The sequence below is a fragment of the Pengzhenrongella frigida genome (genome assembly GCF_004168625.1).
GTDB lineage: Bacteria > Actinomycetota > Actinomycetes > Actinomycetales > Cellulomonadaceae > Pengzhenrongella > Pengzhenrongella frigida.
In genome coordinates this window covers 116,094-135,684 of record NZ_SDWW01000002.1, presented here as the reverse complement: position 1 = coordinate 135,684, position 19,591 = coordinate 116,094, and the positions used below count along the sequence as shown (strand labels likewise).

The window sequence follows — 19,591 nt, the reverse complement described above, 5'->3', positions numbered from 1 at the left end:
CACCGGGGGGACCGGGTTGGACGGTTCGGGAATCGGACGTCGCAGACGTCGAACGCGGAGAACGTACGAAACTCCCGCAAATCGGTCACCGGTTCGGGGTTAAGAAATTCGGCAGTTGTGCCGATAATTGCTCGGTGGAATCAGGCGCCGGACTCGTGGCGGTCGTGGCGCAGTGCGCCATGGCCGGCTTCATCGGCGGTCTGTGCTTCCAGCACTGGACCGCGTGGCACGACGATCGGGGCAACCGCGGCGCGTTCTGGCTGATGCTGTGGTCGGCGGCGCTCGCGCTGCTGTTCGGCGTCAACGCGGTGCAGCCGGCACTTCCGGCGGGACCGGTCGACGAGGCGGCGCTCTTCGTGCGGGCCCAGCTGCTCGCGGCCGCGATCCTGCTGGCGATGCCCGCCATCCGCGACTTCACCCGCGGGCGGCCGATCCGCGGTCACCTGCTGGTCGCCGGGGCGCTGTTCGGCGTGCGGGCGGTGCTCTGGTTCACCACGGATCTCGTCTATACCCACACGGCCGTCGAGGGGGTGCCGCAATACGGGCCGCTGGTCGCGATCACGTTCTTCGTTCCGGCAGCCGTCGTGTTCTGGTACGGCGTGGTCTCGACGATGCGCATGCCGTCGGTGCGCACCCGGTACGGGCTGCAGGTCGCCGGCGCCCTGAGCATCGCCGGCCTGCTGGTGTCGTTCCTGCTGCCGAACGGCCGGATCGCCGAGCTCTCGACGAGCGTCTGGGCGCTGCCGCTGGTGGCCTACCTGCAGGCCATGCGGATCCTGCGGATCCGCGCCGCCGACGCGAAGGTGCTGCACCAGCACCGGCTGCGCGAGTCCCTGGCCGACGTCGGCCGCGCGGCCTGGTCCACCTCCGACCGGCTCGAGCTCCTGGAGCTCGCGCAGACCACGGCGCGCCGCCAGATCGGGGACGACTCGATCACCGGGTCCATGAGTGCGCTGCCGGGTGGCCGGTTCTCGACGAGCTTCACCTGTCCCCCGGAGCTCCTGGCCGACCCGTCGACGCGCGACTTCCTCGACGACCTCAGCGAGATCGTCGCGACGGCCACCGAGCGGATGCGACTGGCTGCAAACCTGAGCGCGGCCGCGTTCACCGACGCCCTCACCCGTCTGCCGAACCGGCACGCGCTCGAGCTGCACCTCGTGCACGCGCTCGCCCGTGCTGCCGCCGCAGGCACGCGGCTCGCCGTCCTGTACTGCGACATCGACGGTTTCAAGCAGGAGAACGACCAGCACGGGCACTCGTGGGGCGACGAGCTGCTGCGGCGCACGGCCGGGCACGTGCGCGCCGGCCCGTCCGAGAACCACTTCGCGGCGCGGTTCGGCGGGGACGAGTTCGTCGTCGTGCAGGAGGACATCCGGTCCCGCGATGGTCTTCTCGCGCTCGCGCACCGCATCCGCACGGACCTCGACCTCACCGGCACGGACCAGATCGCCCCGCTGATCTCCGTCGGTGTGGCGTTCTGGGAGCCCGGCGACAGCACCGGCCCGGAGGAGCTGCTGCGCCAGGCCGACACGGCGATGTTCGAGGGCAAGCGCTCCCGGGTCGGGGTCGTGGTGTTCGACGACGCGCTGCGGGCCCGGATGCGCGCCGACCAGAACCTGCGCAGGGAGCTGACCGACGCCCTGGCGGGCGGCGAGTTCGAGATGTACTACCAGGCGATCGTCGACGCGGCCACCCTCGAGGTCGTCGGCACCGAGGCGCTGGTCCGTTGGCATCATCCAGACGGGTTGCGGATGCCGGGGTACTGGCTCGGGTTCGCCGAGGAGACGGGCCTGATCGTGCCGATCGGCCGGCACCTGGTGCGGGCCGCGCGGGCCGGCGCGCACCGGCTCGGCCTGCCGGTGGCGGTCAATGTCGCCGCCCGCCAGCTGGCCGAGCCGGGGTACGTCCGGGCGTTGCGCGAGGACTGGGGCGAGGGTGACTGGCACCTGCTCACGCTCGAGATCACCGAGAGCGCCCTGCTGCAGGACCTCGCCCAGGTGATCGACTCGCTGATCACGCTGCGCGCGCTCGGCGTCCGGATCTCGATCGACGACTTCGGCACCGGCTACAGCTCGTTCGCACGCCTCGCGGTGCTCCCGGTGGATGTACTGAAGATCGACCAGGCGTTCGTGCGCGACCTCGACGAGCCGGGCGGGGTCGCCGTCGTGCAGGCGATCGTGTCGCTCGCGAAGGCCCACGGGCTCGATGTCGTTGCCGAGGGCGTCGAGCGGATCGATCAGTTCGAGACCCTGGTCGACCTCGGCGTGCACAAGCTGCAGGGCTTCCTGATCGGGCGCCCGACGTCGGCCGCCTCGCTGCCGGTGGAGCTCACCGCAGCGAGCTTCGGCCGCGTGGTCGAGTCGAGGACTAGGCGAGAATCGTCGGCTTGAGGTCGAGGATCCGGCCGAGCAGCCCGTTGACGAACGACGGCGAGTCGTCGGTCGACAGGGACCGGGCGAGCTCGACGGCCTCGTCCACCGCGACGGCGTCGGGCACGTCGTCGTTGTAGAGGACCTCCCACGTGCCGATCCGCAGCAGCGCGCGGTCGACGGCGGGCATCCGGTCGAGGGTCCACCCGTGCGCGTGCGTGGCGAGCAGCTCGTCGATGCGGTCCTGCTCGGCGACGACGCCCTCGACGATCTCCACCGAGTACTGCGGCAGGGACGTCTGGGTGCCCGACTCGCGGATGCGCTCCGCGAGCAGGGTCACCGGGTCCATCTGGCGCTGCTCGGCCTCGAACAGGACGTCGAGCGCGCGCTTGCGTGCCTTGGTACGAGCGCCCACGTCAGTCGTTCACGCGGCCGAGGTAGCCGCTGTCGCGGGTGTCCACCTTGACGCGCGTGCCCTGCTCGATGAACAGCGGAACCTGGATCTCGTGGCCGGTCTCGAGCGTGGCGGGCTTGGTGCCGCCGGTCGAGCGGTCACCCTGCAGGCCGGGCTCGGTGTAGGTCACCTCGAGCACCACGGACGGCGGGAGCTCGACGTACAGCGGCGAGCCGTCGTGCGTGGCGACCAGGACCGTCTGGTTCTCGAGCAGGAAGCGGGTCGCGTCGCCGACCGTGACCTCGGGGACCGTGATCTGGTCGTAGTTGCTCGTGTCCATGAACACGTAGTCGTTGCCGTCCTTGTACAGGTACTGCATGTCGCGCTTGTCGACGTTCGCGGTCTCGATCTTCAGACCTGCGTTGAACGTCTTGTCGACGACCTTGCCGGACAACACGCTCTTGAGCTTGGTGCGGACGAACGCGCCACCCTTGCCCGGCTTGACGTGCTGGAAGTCGATGACGGTCCAGAGCTGACCGTCGATCTTGAGCACGGTGCCGTTCTTCAGGTCATTCGTGGTGGCCACGGGTGGCTGCTTCCTGTCGAGTTGAGAATGTGCGGGGCGACCGCGCCCACCAGGGCTCGGCGCCAGACCGGCATCGATTCTAGCGTGCCGGTCGCCCGTTGCCGATCGGGCGGGGTGGGACCCGACCGGCGCCCGGCGGACCGGGGTGGTCAGGAGGTGATGATCGTGCCGCCGAGCAGCAGCCAACCGCCCAGCCCGACGGCCGAGGCCCACACCATCGACGCGAGCGTGCCGATCACGAACCGCTCGGACGCGCCCGGGTGCTTGTGCAGCTCGGGGTACCGGCCCAGGCCCTTGATGGCGATGACGAAGGCGATCGCCGCCGGGTAGCCCGCGAGCAGGGCGCCGGTCACGGCCACCCGCTCGAGCACCCCGATCCAGGTTCCCCCGCGCAGGGCAGCCTCCGGCCCCTCGCCGGTGGGTCCGCCGTCACCGCTGTCGTCGCCGGCGTCGGGCGATCGCGACGCGAGCCGCAGCACCGCCGAGGTGAGGACCCACCCGCCCACGACGGAGACCGCCAACGCCCCGACGACGACCAGCGCCGCGAGCACTCCGTTCACGTCTCCACCTTCCGTCCGACTGCCTCGACCCGTCCGTCTACCTCGACCCGTCCGTCTACCTCGACCCCAGCCGCGGCCGCGGCCGCGACCAGCAGCCGCGCGGCGAGCGGTCGGGCCGCGAGCTCCTCGGCCCACAGCGCCGTGCGCAACCGCTGACTGACCGCCTGCTGGCTGATCCCCAACCGGTGCGCCACATCCTCCTGCCGGGAACCCACACCCGGCGCCCGGAGCGCGTCGATGACCTCCCAGCCGGCGGCGGTGCGTCGCTCCCCCACGGCCGCCACCAGCGTGAGCACCGCCTCGGCGTCGGCCGCCGCGACGCGGTCGGCACCCTCGACCGCGAGCGGCACCGCGCGGACCCGGCTCTTGGCCCGCTCTACGGCGACCCGCGCGGCCACGAACGCGTCGCCCGATCCCGCGCGCGACGTCGGCGGCAACGGCAGGTCGACCGGCCCGGCGCCGATCCCCACGGTCCACCCGCCGCGCCGCAGCACGGTCAGGGTGAGGTCGACCACGACGTCGGCGTCGTCGAACACCGCCTGGACCTCATCGCCCACCGTGCGCTCGAACGGCCGCACCAGCCCGGGCGCTCCGGCCACCGTGGTCGGCAGGGTCGCGAACATGGCGAGCAGCTCGTCCACGCGGTCCCCCACGCGCCGACTCCCCTGCTGATCGATCGTCAACACGAACATCCCACAACCCTAGACCCTGGTATTGACCAAAACAAGCCCTGAAACTTGTGCTGGAACGCGGTGGGGTCAGGCGAGGCGGGTGGCGATCGCGGAGAGGGCGAGGCGGTAGGAGTCGAAGCCGAAGCCGGCGATGGTGCCGGTCGCGATCGCGCCGATCACCGACAGGTGCCGGAAGGACTCGCGGGCCGCGGGGTTGGAAAGGTGCACCTCGACCAGGAGGAGGCCTGCGGTGGTGACCTGCGCCGCGGCGTCGCGCAGCGCATAGGAGTAATGCGTGAACGCGGCCGGGTTGAGGACCACGTGCGCGCCGGCGTCGACCGCCTCGTGCAGCCACCCGACCAGCTCGGACTCGTCGTCGGACTGGCGCACCTCGACGTCGAGGCCCAGCTCGGCACCCCAGGTCTTGCCGGCCGCGACGAGGTCGGGGTACGAGGCAGAGCCGTACACCTCGGGCTCGCGCACGCCGAGCCGACCGAGGTTGGGACCGTTGAGCACCAGCACGGAAGTCATGACCGAAACCCTATCGGCGGTCGAGGATGCACTCGACGCCCCGGGAACGTGCCCCTTCCAGCAACTGGGAATCGGTGGAGAAGAGACCGGCTCCGTGCGCCATCGCAGGATCCACGTCGACCTCCGGCTACAGCGAAATCGCCCGGCTGGTCACGGCGCCCTCGCTGACCTCCGCGTACGCGGCCGCCAGCAGCGCCGGGTCGGGCCCCTCGAGCCGTGCGGGCTTAGCCACGCCGTCGAGCACGACGAACCGCAGCAGGTCACCACGGGTCTTCTTGTCGCGACGCATCGCGGTCAGCAGCTGGTCCCACTTGTCGCCGCGGTACGTGACCGGCAGGCCGACGGAGGTGAGGATCGCGCGATGGCGATCGACGACGTCGTCGGGCAGGCGGCCCGCGAGGCGGGCGAGCTCGGCCGCGAACACCATCCCGACCGACACCGCCGCGCCGTGCCGCCACGAGTAGCGCTCGACGTGCTCGATGGCGTGCGCGAACGTGTGGCCATAGTTGAGGATCTCGCGCTGTCCGACGTCGGTCAGGTCCACCCCGACGACGCTCGCCTTGACCGCGACGGACCGCTCGATCAGCTCGAGGACCACGTCCTCGCCCGCGTCCCCCGACGCGAAGGCGCCGCGCCGCTCGACGATCCCGACGGGGTCGGCCTCGATCAGCTCGAGGATGCGCGGGTCGGCGATGAACCCGCACTTGATGATCTCGCCGAGCCCGGCCACGAAGTCGAACTTCGGCAGCGTCTCGAGGGACACCAGGTCGCACAGCACACCGGCCGGCGGGTAGAAGGTGCCCACGAGGTTCTTGCCCTCGGCGGTGTTGATCCCGGTCTTGCCGCCGACGGCCGCGTCGACCATCGCGAGCAGCGTGGTCGCGATGTGCACCACCTTGATGCCGCGCAGCCAGGTGGAGGCGACGAAGCCGGCGAGGTCGGTGGTTGCGCCGCCGCCGACGGACACCACCGCGTCCGAGCGCGTGAAGTCCGCCTGCCCCATGACCGTCCAGCAGAACACCGCGACGTCGATCGACTTGCCGTTCTCGGCGTCGGGGATCTCGGCGACCATCGCCTCGTACCCCTGCGCGGCGAGGTCCTCACGCACGGCGTTGCCCGACGTCGTCATCGCCTCGGTGCAGATGACCAGCACGCGGCGCACGTTCTCGCCCAGGAGCGCGGGCAGCTCGCCGAGCAGGCGCCGGCCGATGACGACGTCGTAGGGCTGGGCGCCGCTGACGTGCACGACGCGCGTCGTGGTCCGGTCGCGGTCGGTCCGGTCGGCGTCGGTCACAGGGCGTCTCCGTCATTTTGGGTGTTGGGTGCAGGTGCGCCGGTCCCCGCGGCGGGTGCCAGCGCAGCGGCGATCTCCTGCGCGACCTCCGCGGGGGTGCGTCCGTCGGTGTCGACCACGAGGGTAGCGACCTGCCGGTAGATCGGGCGGCGGGCCTCCATCAGGTGCTGCCACTGCGCGCGCGGGTTGCCCAGCAGCAGCGGCCGGGCCTGGTTGAACCCGACGCGGGGGGCGGCGTGGGCGAGGGTGACATCGAGGAAGACGACGACGCCGCCGGCCTCGGCATAGGCGGCCAGCGCGGCCTGGGTACCCGGGTCGAGCACCGCTCCGCCGCCGAGGGCGAGGACGCCGCCGTGGCTGATCAACGCGGTCGCGACGGCCGCGCGCTCGAGGTCGCGGAACATGGGCTCGCCGTCATCCACGAAGATCTCGCGGATCGGCTTGCCGGCGGTGTGCTCGACGTCGGCATCGGTGTCCCGGGCCGCGACGCCCAGCAGGCGCGCGAGCGCGCGGGCGACGGTCGACTTCCCGGAGCCGGGCGGGCCGATGAGGACGGCGCGCGGGCGGGACGTGGGGGGCGGTGACGGGGCGGCGGGCACGCCCGGAACGCTACCCGTCGGGTCAGACCAAGATGGACAGGTACGCCGACCAGAGCTGCTCGCCCGCGGCGATCCCGATCGCCGCCCCGGCCAGCATCCACGGCCCGAACGGGATCCCGGACTTGCGCGTGGCCTTGCCCGCGGCCAGCAGAGCGATCGAGAACACCCCGCCGACCAGGAACGCGGCGAATGCGCCGATGACGAGCGCGCCCCAGCCGACCCAGGCGAGGTAGAGCCCGAGCACCCCGGCGAGCTTGACGTCCCCGAAACCCATCCCCGCCGGGTAGACCATCATCAGCACGAAGTAGAACGCGTACAACGCCGCGCCGCCGATGAGGGCGCGAACGAGGGACGGCCAGTCAGCGGTGCCCCCCGGGTTCCAGCTCGCCAGGCCCAGGAGCACGAGGGCCACCGGGTAGGCGGGCAGCACGATCGCATTCGGCAGCCGGTGCACGTCGATGTCGATCAACGCCAGCGCGACGGCGACCGCCGCGAGGTGGCAGAACGCTGGCAGCGCCCAGGACACCCCGAACCGCAGTGCCACCAGGCCGAACAACACTCCCGTGCTCGCCTCCACCAGCGGGTACCGGGCCGCGATCGGCTCGCGGCAGTCCCGGCACCGTCCGCCCAGCAGCAGCCAGGAGATCACCGGGATGTTGTCCCTGGACCGGATCACGTGGTGGCACTTCGGGCAAGCGCTCGGCGGGGAGACGATCGACTCGCCGCGCGGGACACGCCAGACGACGACGTTGAGGAACGAGCCGATGGCGAGGCCGAACAGTGCCGCGAAGGCGACGACGATGGCACCGTCCAACGTTTCTGCAAAGATCACGGAGTCTTGATCTCCCGCTTGTAGACGATGTCGACCCGGTAGCCGGAACTCGCAACCGGCGTGCCAAGGGTGAAGTCGACGCCTGGGACCCCGATCGGCACGTACCGCATACCCGCGTCGTTCCGGAGCGTCACATTGCCCCCATACAACTGCCCGTAGAACGCCGTGGAGTTGTTGGTCTCCAACTTGCACGGCGTGTACATGAACACCGTGATGGGTGCGGTGATATTTGACCCCGAGTCGTACTTGATGTTGCCGGACTTGTTGCCACCGACCGTCTTACCGCACTCGCCGTCGCCGCCACTGGGCGAAAGGTCGGGGTCCGGAACGATTATCCACAGCTGGTGCGGGAGACCGTCGGCCGATGTGACCGAGAAGTTGCCGGTCGCATAGAAGTCATTGGCGAAAATCACCAGGTCTGAACGCAATTTGAGACTGAACCCGTTCGAGAACTTTGTCTGCGCGCACGGACGGGTGTCGAACACGGTCGGCACGGAGGGACCGACCAGGGGACCATTCGCGCCGTAGCTCGCGCCTTGAACCGTGCACTGATCCATGGCCGGGTTGCGCGAATCCGACCAGGTCGGTGCGTTGTTCGCGACCGCGTTGTCGATGACCCACTGCTTGTACGCGGCGTTGCGGTTGCCGGACGTGACGAATCCCGCCCAGTCGGACAAGACGTAGTTGATCTCGGGGAGCCCCACCTGCACGTAGGACGGGATCTGCGAGGCCGCCAGCCCTGTCCGCAGGGAACCACCCAAGATCGGTCCCGAACCCCAGGTGTCTACCGTGCCGCGGAGCGAGACATTGCCCCCGAACTTCGCGCCACCCGCCAGCATGTTCAGCCCCGTGAACATGCCGTAGGTGTTCAGCCCGACCGTCGTCAGCCCGCCGGATTGCGGCCCGGTCACGCTGATCTTCCCCTTACTCCACAGGTCCCCCGTCACGCGACAGGCACCCGAGAAGTCGGCAGTGCCGTTCACGACTATGAGGTTGCCGTCGATGAGAACACCCGAGTTGCAATTCACATTGCCCGAGTCGACCCAGATGTCGGCCGGCGTTCCCAAGGTCGCGGACGTGAGATTGAAGTTGTTCGTCGTCATGATCGCGTTGCCGGCGAAGATCGCGGCGCCCTGCCCTGTGACGGCCAACGGCGTGAGCACGACCTTTGCCTGGATGGTGCGCTTCGTCGCCCCTCCGGGCTGGGCCGGACCGGCTGTCTGGGCGGTTGCCGTGACGACGGCGAGCACCGGACCGCCCGTCACCGAGCCACTTGCGCACGTCAGGGGCGCACCTGCGGCGTTGAAGTACTCCACGGTCGCGCGGGCCGTCGTGGCGCTCGGCGATGTGTTCCCGATCATGCTGCCACCGCCAACAGGCCACTCGCACGGCGTTCCGAGCTCCAACTCAGCGAAGACGGCGTCGACCGCGCCCTCTGCCGTGTGGACCTGTGTCGTGCGCCCGCGGTCCTTGCCGGAGTCCCGTGAAGCCACGATCACGCTCGACACGACGACCGAGGCCAAGGCCATGCCGATCAGGGCGACGGCAAGCGCCGCAATGAGGGCGCTACCACGCTCACGCTCGTCGCGATCAGGCCAGGAGCGAGCGACCTTGAGCATCAGAGAACTCCTTCTCGAGCGATCACAACGGGGGCGTCGAGGCGCAAGTTTCGGCCGGGTAGCCGAAGACGGTGTTGCGGCCGGTGAGGACCGAGGTCACGGTGGCCGGCGCGGAACTGGCGCGCTGCTCGGGGTCTTTGACCCTGAGGGTCACCCGGATCGTCTGGGCGACCGAGGTTGCGCCGCCGCCGCCGGCCAGGTCCGCGTGAAACGGGGGCCAGGTGCTCGGGTCGGCCGCGACGAACGGGCCGGGCGCCGGCTTGACCACGTTGTGGGCCACAACGCGCCACGGTTGAACAACCCCGGTCGAAGCCCAGTTCGGCTCCCACGAGCGGTACTCCAGAGCGCCGAATGCCGACCCCACCGGGAACAGCACTCGCCACTGCACACACTGGTACACGCCGTCCGTCTGCGTGTAGACGCGCAGGGAGTAGAAGGGATCCACACCGGACGCGGCGATGGTCTCGGCGGCGGGGTCAGAGATGACATTGCCAGAGCGGACCTGACGGTCGATCTGCATCAGCCCGAGCCGCACCTCATCGTTTGCGCGGGTGCGCGCGAGGTTGTCCTTGGTCTGCAGGCTGATCGACAGCAGTATCGAGAACACGATCGCCAACAATCCGATGAAGATCGTCATTGAGACGATCAGCTCGATCAGCGTCCATCCACTCTCGGGAGCGCCGGGCGTGCGCTCGGCCCGCGCCCGGCGCGCGCTCGACCTGCTAGGCAACGGGAGCCGCCTTGTACGCCGCGTCCGCATGGGAGTCACCCAGCACGGTCGTCGCGACAAAGGCCGAGACTGTGGCGCCCTCGGTGAGGGTGTAGGTGGTCGCGATGGTGATCGACCCGGCGTTCGCGTCGATCGAGCAAGGGCTCGTAGCGCAAGCCGCGTCGGGACTCAACGGCAGGGCTCCGGCGGGGGTGATGGAGATCGTCGAGACGGCCGCCACGGTGAAAGCCCCGGCCGTCCACGAGACACCCGCCGTCGTGTAGTTGGCCGAGAGCGAGGGGGTGATCGTGACCGACTGGAGTGCGGTGCCATTCCAGTAGGTCAGGGTGCCTGTGCGCGTCATGGTCGCGGTGGTGGCGAGCTGCGAGACGCCACGCTCGACCCGAACCGAGTCGGTGTAGCCGCCAGCCAACTGCACAAGCGAGGTCGGCGCCGACGGGCTGGTCCACGGCCCCGCCGCAAAGGTCGAGGCACCGAGGGTCCGCTGGGCACCCGCCGAGATGCACCCTGCACCGGTTAGGGCCGTGCAGCCGACGGAGACCGTCCCGGGCGTGGTAGTGAAGCGTCCGCCGAACGCGCTCGACGTGCCTGTGGCGAACGTCGCGATCGGAAAGTTCGTCGTGCCGGCAACGATGAGGGCCGCCGACGACGCTGCTCCCCCAGATGTGGTGACCGCGCCGCATGGCTGAGCAGCAGGAATCCCCGCGGCACACGAGGCGACGGTAGATGCCTTGGCCACGCCACTCACTCCGGACCCGGCCGCCAACGAGAGCGCCCAGGGCCCCGAGGGGATCGACGTCACCGGCACCGGGGAGACAGAGCCGCTGACCACGACGTCAGGCGGGTTGGCTGGGGCCGCGCCGGTTGACCCGACATCGTTCGAGGACGTGTTGACGGCCGCCGGAACGTCCCCGGAAGAGGCGAGCGTGCCGGTGGAGTCCTCAGCAAGCGATCTGGCGTGCGTCACCGTGGAGGTGATGGCTGACGACTGCTGCGAGGTGATCCCTACCCCCGACTTCGCCACAACCATGCTCGCCGAGACCACCGTGGAGCCGGGCAGCACCGGCACGATCCCGGGAACCGCCGGTGAACCGAATGGAGTCGCGCCAGTGAAGTAGACCGCCGGACCGTTCGAGCCACCATTGCTGGCAAGCAGCGCCTGACATGCCCCGAGAAAGGGTTGGTTCGCCATGTCTCCGCAGCCGCCACTAGGGGCGTACGCCTCGGAGCGCATCACCACCGACCCGGCGGCGCCGTTGCCGACGCGGGTCCAGGTGGTGATCACGGTCAGGGTCAGAACGTTCGAGGCAGTCTGGGTCGAGCGCGACACGTAGGTTCGGGTTGTAAAGACGCGGCCAGGGCTTGCGGGGTCAGGAACGATGGTCTTGTTCGTCCCGCCTGCTCCGGACAGCGGGGGGTAGGTAACCGCCTGCCCGCTATCCGTCACAAGCGGCTCAGTGACGCCGCCTGCTAGCACGAGGTTGCCGGTGTTGACATTCGGGTCGCCAACCGGCGCCGACTTCAGCCCCTTGCTCAACACCAGGTATGGAAGGGCCCGAAGCTCTTCCATCACACCGTTGGCCACGGCGCTGCCCTCGGTTCGTTGGCGCGCCTGGACGGTCGTGACGAGCGCGGAGGTCTGGACGGCCATGAGAAGCAGCAGTACAGCGGTGATCACCATCATCGCCACCATGAGCTCCACGAGGGTGAACCCCGAGTCGTCACGTCGACTACTCGCTACGATCTTCGGTTCCATGCCTCCCCCATCCTCAAAGCTTGGTGAAATCCGACGAGCTCGGTGGCACGGCGCCTCGACGCCGTGCCACCGAGCTGCACTTCAATGAGGTCACATGTTCGTCGGGCCGGTACCTGCCACGCCCGTCGCCGAGCAACCGCCGGGGCGCAGGCCCTTGTCGGCCGAGTAGCTCCACAGCTTGGTCGCGCTGCCGTCGGCGTTGGTCGCCTCAACGCACCACGAGCTGGAGGTGAGGATGCCGGTGGCACCAGGGGTCGTGACCTTGGTGCCAGTGCTCACGCGGATCGTGGCGCCTGCAGCTGTGACGTCCGCACCGGCTGCACCACCGGCCTGCACGACGGTCGGGACGACTGTGCCGTCGACCCAGTAGGTGGCGATCTCCTTGCCGATAGTCGAAAGGTCGGCCTTGGTCGAGGTGTCGCGGGCCTTGGCCCGCTGGTTGAGGAACACCGGGATGGCAATAGCGGCGAGGATGCCGATGATGATCATGACAACGAGGAGCTCGATGAGGGTGAAGCCCTTTTCCTTCTCATCGAGGGACTTGCGAATGCGATCAATCATGGAGAACTCCCGTTCTGGTCAGGCGAAGATCGACACCGTTCGCAGTTGCCAACGGCAGACAACGAACTCAGGTCAGTTGGAGCTGCCGACGCACGGACCGGCAAGGAGCCCCTTGGCGGCGGAGTAGCTCCAGGTGTTCGTGGCGCTACCTTCGGCGTTGGTCGCCTGAACGCACCAGGCATTCGAAGCCGCTGTCACAGACGTGATGGCCGAGTCCGTGACATCAGTTCCGGAGCTCACTCGAATCGTCGCGCCTGCGGCGGTGACGTCGGAGCCAATGGCGCCCTGAGTAACCGTGGGCGCGCCGACGCCATCGACCCAGTAGGTGGCGAGTTCCTTGCCGATCGTCGAGATGTCAGCCTTCGTCGCAGTGTCCCGCGCCTTGGCCCGCTGGTTGAGGAACACCGGGATAGCGATGGCGGCAAGGATGCCGATGATGATCATGACAACGAGGAGCTCGATGAGGGTGAAGCCCTTTTCCTTCTCATCGAGGGACTTACGAATGCGAGCGATCATGTGATGCTCCCGTCAGGGGTCGAGCGGAGGAAGAGGTGATTTTCGATGTGAGCGACCAGTCGGAACCGGTCAACCTGTACATCGGCGCTGTTCCCCCACACTTGAGGACCGCGAGAAAGTGCTGGCCACCGCCACCCATCCGGCGTAGTCGCCAAATCCCACGTACCCCCAAGACGCCTACCGCTGCAGCTCGGGCACCGCCGCAAGATATGCCCGCACGTTCCGCGCGACCTCCCCGACCGAGTCACCACCGAATTTCTCCACGAGCGCCTGCGCGAGCACAAGCGCGACCATCGCCTCGGCGACCACAGCGGCCGGCGGGACGGCGCACACGTCGGAGCGCTGGTGCTGGGCCTTGGCCGGCTCGCCGCTGGCGGTGTCGATCGTCGCTAGCGCATGCGGCACGGTCGAGATCGGCTTCATCGCGGCGCGGACACGAAGGGTCTCACCGTTGGACATCCCCCCCTCGATCCCCCCCGCGCGGTTCGACCGGCGCCGGATGACCCCGGAGTCGGCGTCACGCTCCATCTCGTCGTGCGCCGCGGACCCGCGTCGGGTCGCTGTGCGGAAGCCGTCGCCGACCTCGACCCCCTTGATGGCCTGGATCCCCATCAGTGCGCCAGCGAGCTGAGCGTCCAGCCGCCGGTCGGCGTGCACGTAGCTGCCCAGGCCGGACGGCAGGCCGTAGGCCAGAACCTCGACCACACCACCGAGGGTGTCCCCCGCGGCGTGGCAGTCGTCGATCTCGGCGACCATCGCGGCCGACGTCGCCGGGTCGGCGCACCGCACCGGGTCGGCGTCGAGGAAGACGCCGTCGTCGGGCAGAGGCAGCGCCGTGCCGTCGGGCACCGCGACCGGCCCGATCGCCACGACGTGCGAGACCAGGCGGATGCCAGCGGCCTGCTCGAGGAAGCGGGCGGCGACCGTGCCCAGGGCGACCCGAGTGGCGGTCTCCCGCGCCGAGGCACGCTCAAGCACCGGCCGGGCATCGTCGAAGGCGTACTTGCGCATACCGACGAGGTCCGCGTGTCCGGGACGCGGTCGGGTCAACGGCGCGTTGCGCGCACGGTTGAGCAGGGCGGGGTCGTCCACGGGGTCCGACGACATCACGTCGACCCACTTCGGCCACTCGGTGTTGGCGATCTCGATCGCGATGGGGCCGCCCTGGGTCAGCCCCAGGCGCACCCCGCCCAGGATCCGCACCAGATCCTGCTCGAAGGCCATCCGCGCCCCCCGGCCGTAGCCGAGGCGACGGCGCGCGAGCGCGTCCTGGACGTCCCGGGTCGTGATCTCGACTCCCGCCGGCAGCCCCTCGAGGATCCCAACCAGGGCCTGACCGTGCGACTCACCTGAAGTCAACCAACGCAACATGGGTCGATCCTTCCATGACCAGCGACGGCGCGGCGCCGGGTCCGGGGACCGGGCGCCGCGCCGTCGCTTGGCGTGGGTGCTTGGTCGCCTACTTGACCGCCAACAGGTCCGGCAACACGTACGCCGTTCCGGTGATGACGAGCTCCACGTCACCGTCGACCGTCGCGGGACGTCCACCGCTGGCTGCGCCGACCTTCTGTCCGGTCCCGGTCAGCGCCGTCACGAGGAACAGGCGAGGGGTTCCCTTCTGCAGGTCGGCGAGGAATGCGAGCGCGTTCGCACGAGAGCCGACGACGGTCATGGCATACGGACTCTGGACCAGGCCGCTCGAGGCGGTCGGCGCAGCCACGACGGCGTCGACAGCCGGGTCGGTCTCCGTGCCGTCGGTCGGTCCGGCCACCACAGCGGCGAGTGGTGCGACCGGGGTGAAGGCGAGCGGCGGCGACGGCGTGAGGGCGGTGATCGTGACCGAGTGCGTCTCGGCGATCGCGTTGAGCTCGCGCAGGTAGACCGCGAGCCCGGCATCCACCGGAATCTGGGTGCGCAGCGTCGCGAGCTCCGCCTTGTACTCGGGCAGCTTCTCGAAGTCCGCCTTGAGTCCGGTGAGCTGCTGCACGAGCAGGGAGTTTTGCTGCTCCGTCGACACAGTTGTCGCGCGGGAGTCCGCGGCGGTCGTGAACGTGGGCGAGATCGCCAGGAACCAGGCTGCGACGGCGATCACGAGCGCGAGAAACACGGTCCCGCCGATCCATGTGCTCTTCTTTGCATACCGCATGGTCACTCGCTCCCTTCGACGGCGAACCGGTTGGTGTAGGCGGCCACGGTGAACTGCACGGTGGACGAGGTGGTGTAGACCGTCCTCCCGTCGAGCTCACCGATCATGGCGCTCGAGACCCATGCATCGGCGAACCCGGGGATGGAGTTGAGGGCGTCCACCCACGCGGCGGTGTCGGGCAAGGTGCCAGACGATCCCGTGAAGGAGATCAGTCCCACGTTTGGAACCTGCAGCGGGTTGGAGGGCATTGACGCGGCCGTCGTCGGCGTGGCACCACTCATCGCGAAGGTCTCGATGCCCACGTCGGCAGGAAGCACGGCTGTGATCGCGTCGAGGTGAGCCTTCCAGTCGACCTCTGTCGACATCCCCTCAAGCCGAACGGCCTTGCTGCTGGCGAGCGCGCCGAGAACCTGAGGCACCTCGGCGTACTTGGCTTGCTCCGCCTGGAGCCGGGTGGTCTCGGCCTGGGCGAGGACGAGCTCGTCGGCTGCCTGGCCGGCGGAGAATAGCGCGAAGGCATAGGCCCCCCCGCACAGCAGCACGGTGACCAGTAGACCGAGGCCCAGCCACCCTTTGATCCGCCGGAGGCCACGCGCGGCGCGTACCTCCGGCGGCAGCAGGTTGACCTGGGGAAGAGCAGGCCCAATGGTCGTGGTGGCCATCCGCGGGGAGCCCACTGCGGTGCTCATGCCGCCACCCCGAACGCGAGACCCACCGAAAGGGCAACCAGCGACTCCGCACCTGCCAGGCGGGCCCGGTCCAGGTTCTTGCCCAGCTTGAGCCCGGCGAGCGGATCACCCAGTGCCACCGGGAGCCGGCTCGCGCTGGCCAGATACTGCCCGAACCCAGGCAGATGCGCCCCGCCACCGGTCAGCAAAGCCACATCTATCCCCGCTCCCGGGTTGTTTCCCTGGTAGTAGACGAAGGTGTTGCGGATGGCCTCGATCAGAGTCTGGGTCACCCCGGTGATCGCCTCGGCGGCAGCGGCACGCTCCGGCCCGACGGCGTGCCCGATCCCGATCTCGCGCTTCATCGTCTCGGCCTCGGCGGCGGCGATCCCCATCGCGCTCGCGACGGCCGTCGTGACATTCATGCCACCCGCCGGAAGCACCCGGACGAGTCGGGGAACTCCGTGGTCGACGATGACGATGTTCGTGATGCTCGCACCGACGTCGACGAGGCCGACGCACTGGTTCGCCAGGTCGCCGCGGATCATGGACCGGAGCAGTGCGAAGCCGTTGAGGTCGACCATCACCGTCTCGAGCCCTGCGCCCTCCGCGGTCAGGACGTTGGCATTGACCGTGTCACGTTGGGCGGCGACGAGCATGCCGCGGAACGTGCGTCCGGTGTCCGTCTCGTGCTCCCCGGTGGGGTAGTAGTCCAGGAGCGCCTCGTCGGTCGCCATCGGGAGCAGTTCCTTGACCTGAAACGGCAGCGACGCCCGGAGCTGCGCAAGCGGCATCCAGGGCAGGTCGAGCTCACGCACGACCACCCGCTGGTTGCCCACCCCGATGACCACCTTCTTGGTGCTGAAACCCGCCTGCTGCCACATCTGCCGCAACATGCCCGACACGACGCCCGGCTCCGTGACCTCGCCGTCGCGCACCGCGCCGTGCGGCAGCGGCACCTCGGCAAACCGCAGGAGTCGAGCGGGAGACTTGCCGCTCGGGCCACCAGCACCGAACTCGAGCTCGGCAGCGCGCAGCCTCGTCGTGCCGATGTCGAGCCCGACCACTCGCGTTGTCGCCACAGTGCTGACCCCTATCGTTGGCTTCTTTGTGCCCTATCGGACGGCGCATTGTCGTACTTGAGGGATTCCGGTGGTCGCGCAGCGGTGAGCCCTAGTTGATCAGGTCGAAGACCCCGAAGATCGGCATGTACATCGCCACGATCATGGAGCCGATGATCGCGCCGATCACGACGATCATGAGCGGCTCGATCAGCGAGGTCAGTGCGTCGGTGGTGGCTTCGACCTCCTGGTCGTAGAAGTCGGCGATCTTCTCGAGCATCGTGTCCAGCGCACCGGTGTCTTCCCCGACGGCCATCATCTGCACGACCATGGCGGGGAACACCGGGTGCTTGGACAGTGGTCCGGTCAGGGATTCGCCGCGGCGCACGGATTCCTCCACCGCCTTTGCTGCCCGCTCGACGACCAGGTTGCCGCTCGTCTCCCCCACGATGTCGAGCGCCTGCAGGATCGGCACCCCGGCGTGGATCATCGTGCCGAAGTTCCGGGTGAACCGGGACACGGCCAACTTGCGCGACAGGCCGCCAAAGACTGGCAGCTTCAGCCGAAGCGGGTCGAGCTTCTCCCGGACCGCCCGGTCATTCTTGTGCTTGCCCCACCACGCGCTGAACAGCACGATTGCGATGACGAACGGGATGATCGTGATCTTCATCATCTTCGACATGAAGACCAGGATCTTCGTCGGCATCGGGAGCTCCCCGCCGAGCGAGGAGAACATGCCGGCGAACACGGGCACGATGAACAGCAGCATGCCTGCTGTCGCGAGAATCGCGATCACGAAGACGACGACCGGGTAGGTCATCGCTGACTTGATCTTCCCGCGCAGCTTGACCTCGCTCTCGAAGTTCTCAGCGATCGAGATCAGCACCTTGTCGAGGAACCCGCCCACCTCGCCAGCCTTGACCATGTTGATCATCAGCGGCGGGAAGACGTCAGTGTGCTTGTCCAGCGCGGCCGAGAACGAGGTGCCGGTCTCGACATCGGTGCGCACCTGCGCGAGCACCTTGGCCAGCGGCTTCGACTCGGTCTGCTCGGCGAGGATCGACAGCGCCCGCAGCAACGAGAGACCGGAGTCGATCATGGTCGCCAGCTGGCGGGCCATGATCGCCAGGTCCTTGAGCGTGATCTTGTCGCCGAACCCCGGGATCTTGATCTCGCGGCTCATCCCCGTGTTCTGGACCTCGGAGATCGAGACCGGGGCAAGGCCCATCGTGCGCAGCCGGTTGGCGACCGCGGCCTGGTTGGTCGCCTCAAGGCGGCCCTTGACGAGTTTGCCAGCCCGGTTGCGGACCGCGTACTCGAAGGTCTTCGTCCCCTCGGCCATCAGTACACCTGCTCAGGGAAGGCACTGGAGCCGCCGAGACCGGCCGCACCCTGAGATCCGCCGGAAAAGCGCCCGGTCAGCTGGTTGAAGTCCGCGATGTGCTGGCACTTCTCCAGACCGACCTCGTAGGTGATCTTCCCGGTCTTCACGAGCTCGGCGAGGTGCTGGTCCATGGTGTGCATCCCGTGCTGAGCACCGGCCTGCATGGCCGAGTAGATCTGGTGGGTCTTGCCCTCGCGGATGAGGTTCCGGATGGCGGGCGTGGCGATCAGGACCTCGGTGGCCACGGCTCGGCCGGGGCCGTCGGCGCGCTTGCACAGCGTCTGGCACACGACAGCCTGGATGCCGCTGGCGAGCTGGGTGCGCACCTGCGCCTGCTGGTGGCTCGGGAAGACGTCGATGATGCGGTCGATCGTCTGCGCGGCGTCCTGCGTGTGCAGGGTCGCGAACACGAGGTGCCCGGTCTCGGCGGCGGTCAGGGCGACCGCGATGGTTTCGAGGTCGCGCATCTCGCCGACTAGGATGATGTCGGGGTCCTGCCGGAGCACGTGCTTGAGCGCGGCCGCGAACGAGTGTGTGTCGGTGCCGACCTCGCGCTGGTTGATCAGCGACTTCTTGTGCCGGTGCAGGAACTCGATCGGGTCTTCGACGGTCATGATGTGGTCGGTTCGGGTGCGGTTGGCGAGGTCCACGATCGAGGCGAGCGTCGTGGACTTGCCGGACCCGGTCGGTCCGGTGACGAGCACCAGCCCACGCGGCAGCCCGGCGAACGTCCCGACCACCGGCGGCATGCCCAGCTCGCCGAGCGGCTTGATCTCGTACGGGATGACCCGGAAGGCGGCCCCGAGCGAGTCGCGCTGCTGGTAGAGGTTCACCCGGAACCGCGCCACGCCGCGCAGGGCATACGCGAAGTCGAACTCCAGGTCGGCCTCAAACGTCTCGCGCTGGCGCTGGGTGAGGACCGCGTAGAGGCTCCGCTGCAGCGACTCCGGCTTGAGCTGGTCGAACCCTTCGAGGGGGCGCAGGGAACCTTCGATCCGGATCATCGGCGGGGAGTGCACCGTCAGGTGGAGGTCGGACGCGCCCGCCTGGACCATGGCGACCAGGGCTGCGTTCAGGTCGAGGTCCCCGTCTTCCACCGGGTTGCTCATGCCGATGCGCGGCGCGGCCGCACGGGCACCGGCACGCGTGGCGTACTGCGTGGCCGGCTGGCTCGGATGGCCAGCCTCGGGGATCGACACGCTCACGGCCCGGCTCCTACCTGTTGATCGGTGCCGCGGTCGCCCGCGGCCCTCGGTCGCGCACGACCTCGGCGCGTTCTTGATGCTCTATCGACCCGCAGGGTGCAGGTCTTGA

Annotated in this window: 20 protein-coding genes; 1 reads left to right on the top strand and 19 read right to left on the bottom strand. The window is 68.9% G+C overall.

Annotated features, from left to right (window positions below; translation table 11 throughout):
• Positions 1-134 precede the first annotated feature (134 nt).
• Complete coding sequence (locus tag EUA98_RS01425; RefSeq protein ID WP_130100871.1) at positions 135-2,390, top strand: putative bifunctional diguanylate cyclase/phosphodiesterase; 2,256 nt, start codon at positions 135-137, stop codon at positions 2,388-2,390.
• Here the strand turns inward: EUA98_RS01425 and nusB are convergent.
• The 19 genes from nusB to EUA98_RS01330 all read right to left on the bottom strand — a co-directional run bounded on the left by nusB (position 2,368) and on the right by EUA98_RS01330 (position 19,482).
• Positions 2,368-2,784 carry a transcription antitermination factor NusB gene (gene nusB, locus EUA98_RS01420; protein ID WP_130100870.1) on the bottom strand — a complete coding sequence of 139 codons (417 nt, stop codon included), beginning with the start codon at positions 2,782-2,784 and terminating at the stop codon, positions 2,368-2,370. The genes EUA98_RS01425 and nusB overlap by 23 nt on opposite strands.
• 1 nt (position 2,785) lies before the next feature.
• Entirely contained in the window at positions 2,786-3,349 is a 564-nt protein-coding gene (gene efp / locus EUA98_RS01415; protein ID WP_130100869.1) for an elongation factor P, read from the bottom strand.
• Between the two features lie 149 nt (positions 3,350-3,498).
• A complete protein-coding gene (locus EUA98_RS01410) occupies positions 3,499-3,909 on the bottom strand; it encodes a hypothetical protein (RefSeq protein WP_130100868.1) in 411 nt (136 codons plus the stop codon).
• Entirely contained in the window at positions 3,906-4,601 is a 696-nt protein-coding gene (locus EUA98_RS01405; protein ID WP_242511194.1) for a hypothetical protein, read from the bottom strand. Before EUA98_RS01405 ends, EUA98_RS01410 begins: the two co-directional genes overlap by 4 nt.
• Positions 4,602-4,667: 66 nt before the next feature.
• Entirely contained in the window at positions 4,668-5,111 is a 444-nt protein-coding gene (locus EUA98_RS01400; protein ID WP_130100867.1) for a type II 3-dehydroquinate dehydratase, read from the bottom strand.
• 127 nt (positions 5,112-5,238) lie between these two features.
• Positions 5,239-6,405 carry a 3-dehydroquinate synthase gene (aroB, locus tag EUA98_RS01395; protein ID WP_242511193.1) on the bottom strand — a complete coding sequence of 389 codons (1,167 nt, stop codon included), beginning with the start codon at positions 6,403-6,405 and terminating at the stop codon, positions 5,239-5,241.
• Positions 6,402-7,004, bottom strand: coding sequence for a shikimate kinase (locus tag EUA98_RS01390; RefSeq protein ID WP_130100866.1), 603 nt, complete (start codon positions 7,002-7,004; stop codon positions 6,402-6,404). Before EUA98_RS01390 ends, aroB begins: the two co-directional genes overlap by 4 nt.
• A 22-nt stretch (positions 7,005-7,026) precedes the next feature.
• Positions 7,027-7,836, bottom strand: coding sequence for a prepilin peptidase (locus EUA98_RS01385; RefSeq protein ID WP_242511192.1), 810 nt, complete (start codon positions 7,834-7,836; stop codon positions 7,027-7,029).
• Positions 7,833-9,455 (bottom strand): hypothetical protein, encoded by a 1,623-nt coding sequence (locus EUA98_RS01380; RefSeq protein ID WP_130100865.1) that lies wholly within the window; start codon positions 9,453-9,455, stop codon positions 7,833-7,835. Before EUA98_RS01380 ends, EUA98_RS01385 begins: the two co-directional genes overlap by 4 nt.
• Before the next feature lie 22 nt (positions 9,456-9,477).
• Entirely contained in the window at positions 9,478-10,092 is a 615-nt protein-coding gene (locus EUA98_RS01375) for a hypothetical protein (RefSeq protein WP_130100864.1), read from the bottom strand.
• An 85-nt stretch (positions 10,093-10,177) separates the two neighbouring features.
• The gene (locus EUA98_RS01370; RefSeq protein ID WP_130100863.1) at positions 10,178-11,941 is read right to left on the bottom strand and encodes a prepilin-type N-terminal cleavage/methylation domain-containing protein; all 1,764 of its coding nucleotides are present in this window, start codon (positions 11,939-11,941) and stop codon (positions 10,178-10,180) included.
• A gap of 90 nt (positions 11,942-12,031) precedes the next feature.
• Positions 12,032-12,502, bottom strand: a complete 471-nt coding sequence (locus EUA98_RS20465; RefSeq protein WP_130100862.1) for a type II secretion system protein — start codon at positions 12,500-12,502, stop codon at positions 12,032-12,034.
• A gap of 72 nt (positions 12,503-12,574) precedes the next feature.
• Positions 12,575-13,018, bottom strand: coding sequence for a type II secretion system protein (locus EUA98_RS01360; RefSeq protein ID WP_130100861.1), 444 nt, complete (start codon positions 13,016-13,018; stop codon positions 12,575-12,577).
• Positions 13,019-13,195: 177 nt separating this feature from the next.
• Entirely contained in the window at positions 13,196-14,389 is a 1,194-nt protein-coding gene (gene aroC, locus EUA98_RS01355; RefSeq protein ID WP_130100860.1) for a chorismate synthase, read from the bottom strand.
• Positions 14,390-14,477: 88 nt separating this feature from the next.
• A complete protein-coding gene (locus tag EUA98_RS01350; protein ID WP_130100859.1) occupies positions 14,478-15,164 on the bottom strand; it encodes a hypothetical protein in 687 nt (228 codons plus the stop codon).
• 2 nt (positions 15,165-15,166) lie between these two features.
• Positions 15,167-15,826 (bottom strand): fimbrial assembly protein, encoded by a 660-nt coding sequence (locus EUA98_RS01345; protein ID WP_130100858.1) that lies wholly within the window; start codon positions 15,824-15,826, stop codon positions 15,167-15,169.
• Positions 15,827-15,849: 23 nt separating this feature from the next.
• Positions 15,850-16,914 (bottom strand): type IV pilus assembly protein PilM, encoded by a 1,065-nt coding sequence (gene pilM, locus EUA98_RS01340; RefSeq protein WP_130100857.1) that lies wholly within the window; start codon positions 16,912-16,914, stop codon positions 15,850-15,852.
• Positions 16,915-17,005: 91 nt separating this feature from the next.
• Positions 17,006-18,235, bottom strand: a complete 1,230-nt coding sequence (locus EUA98_RS01335; protein ID WP_130100856.1) for a type II secretion system F family protein — start codon at positions 18,233-18,235, stop codon at positions 17,006-17,008.
• A complete protein-coding gene (locus EUA98_RS01330) occupies positions 18,235-19,482 on the bottom strand; it encodes a type IV pilus twitching motility protein PilT (RefSeq protein WP_242511191.1) in 1,248 nt (415 codons plus the stop codon). Before EUA98_RS01330 ends, EUA98_RS01335 begins: the two co-directional genes overlap by 1 nt.
• Between the last annotated feature and the right edge of the window lie 109 nt (positions 19,483-19,591).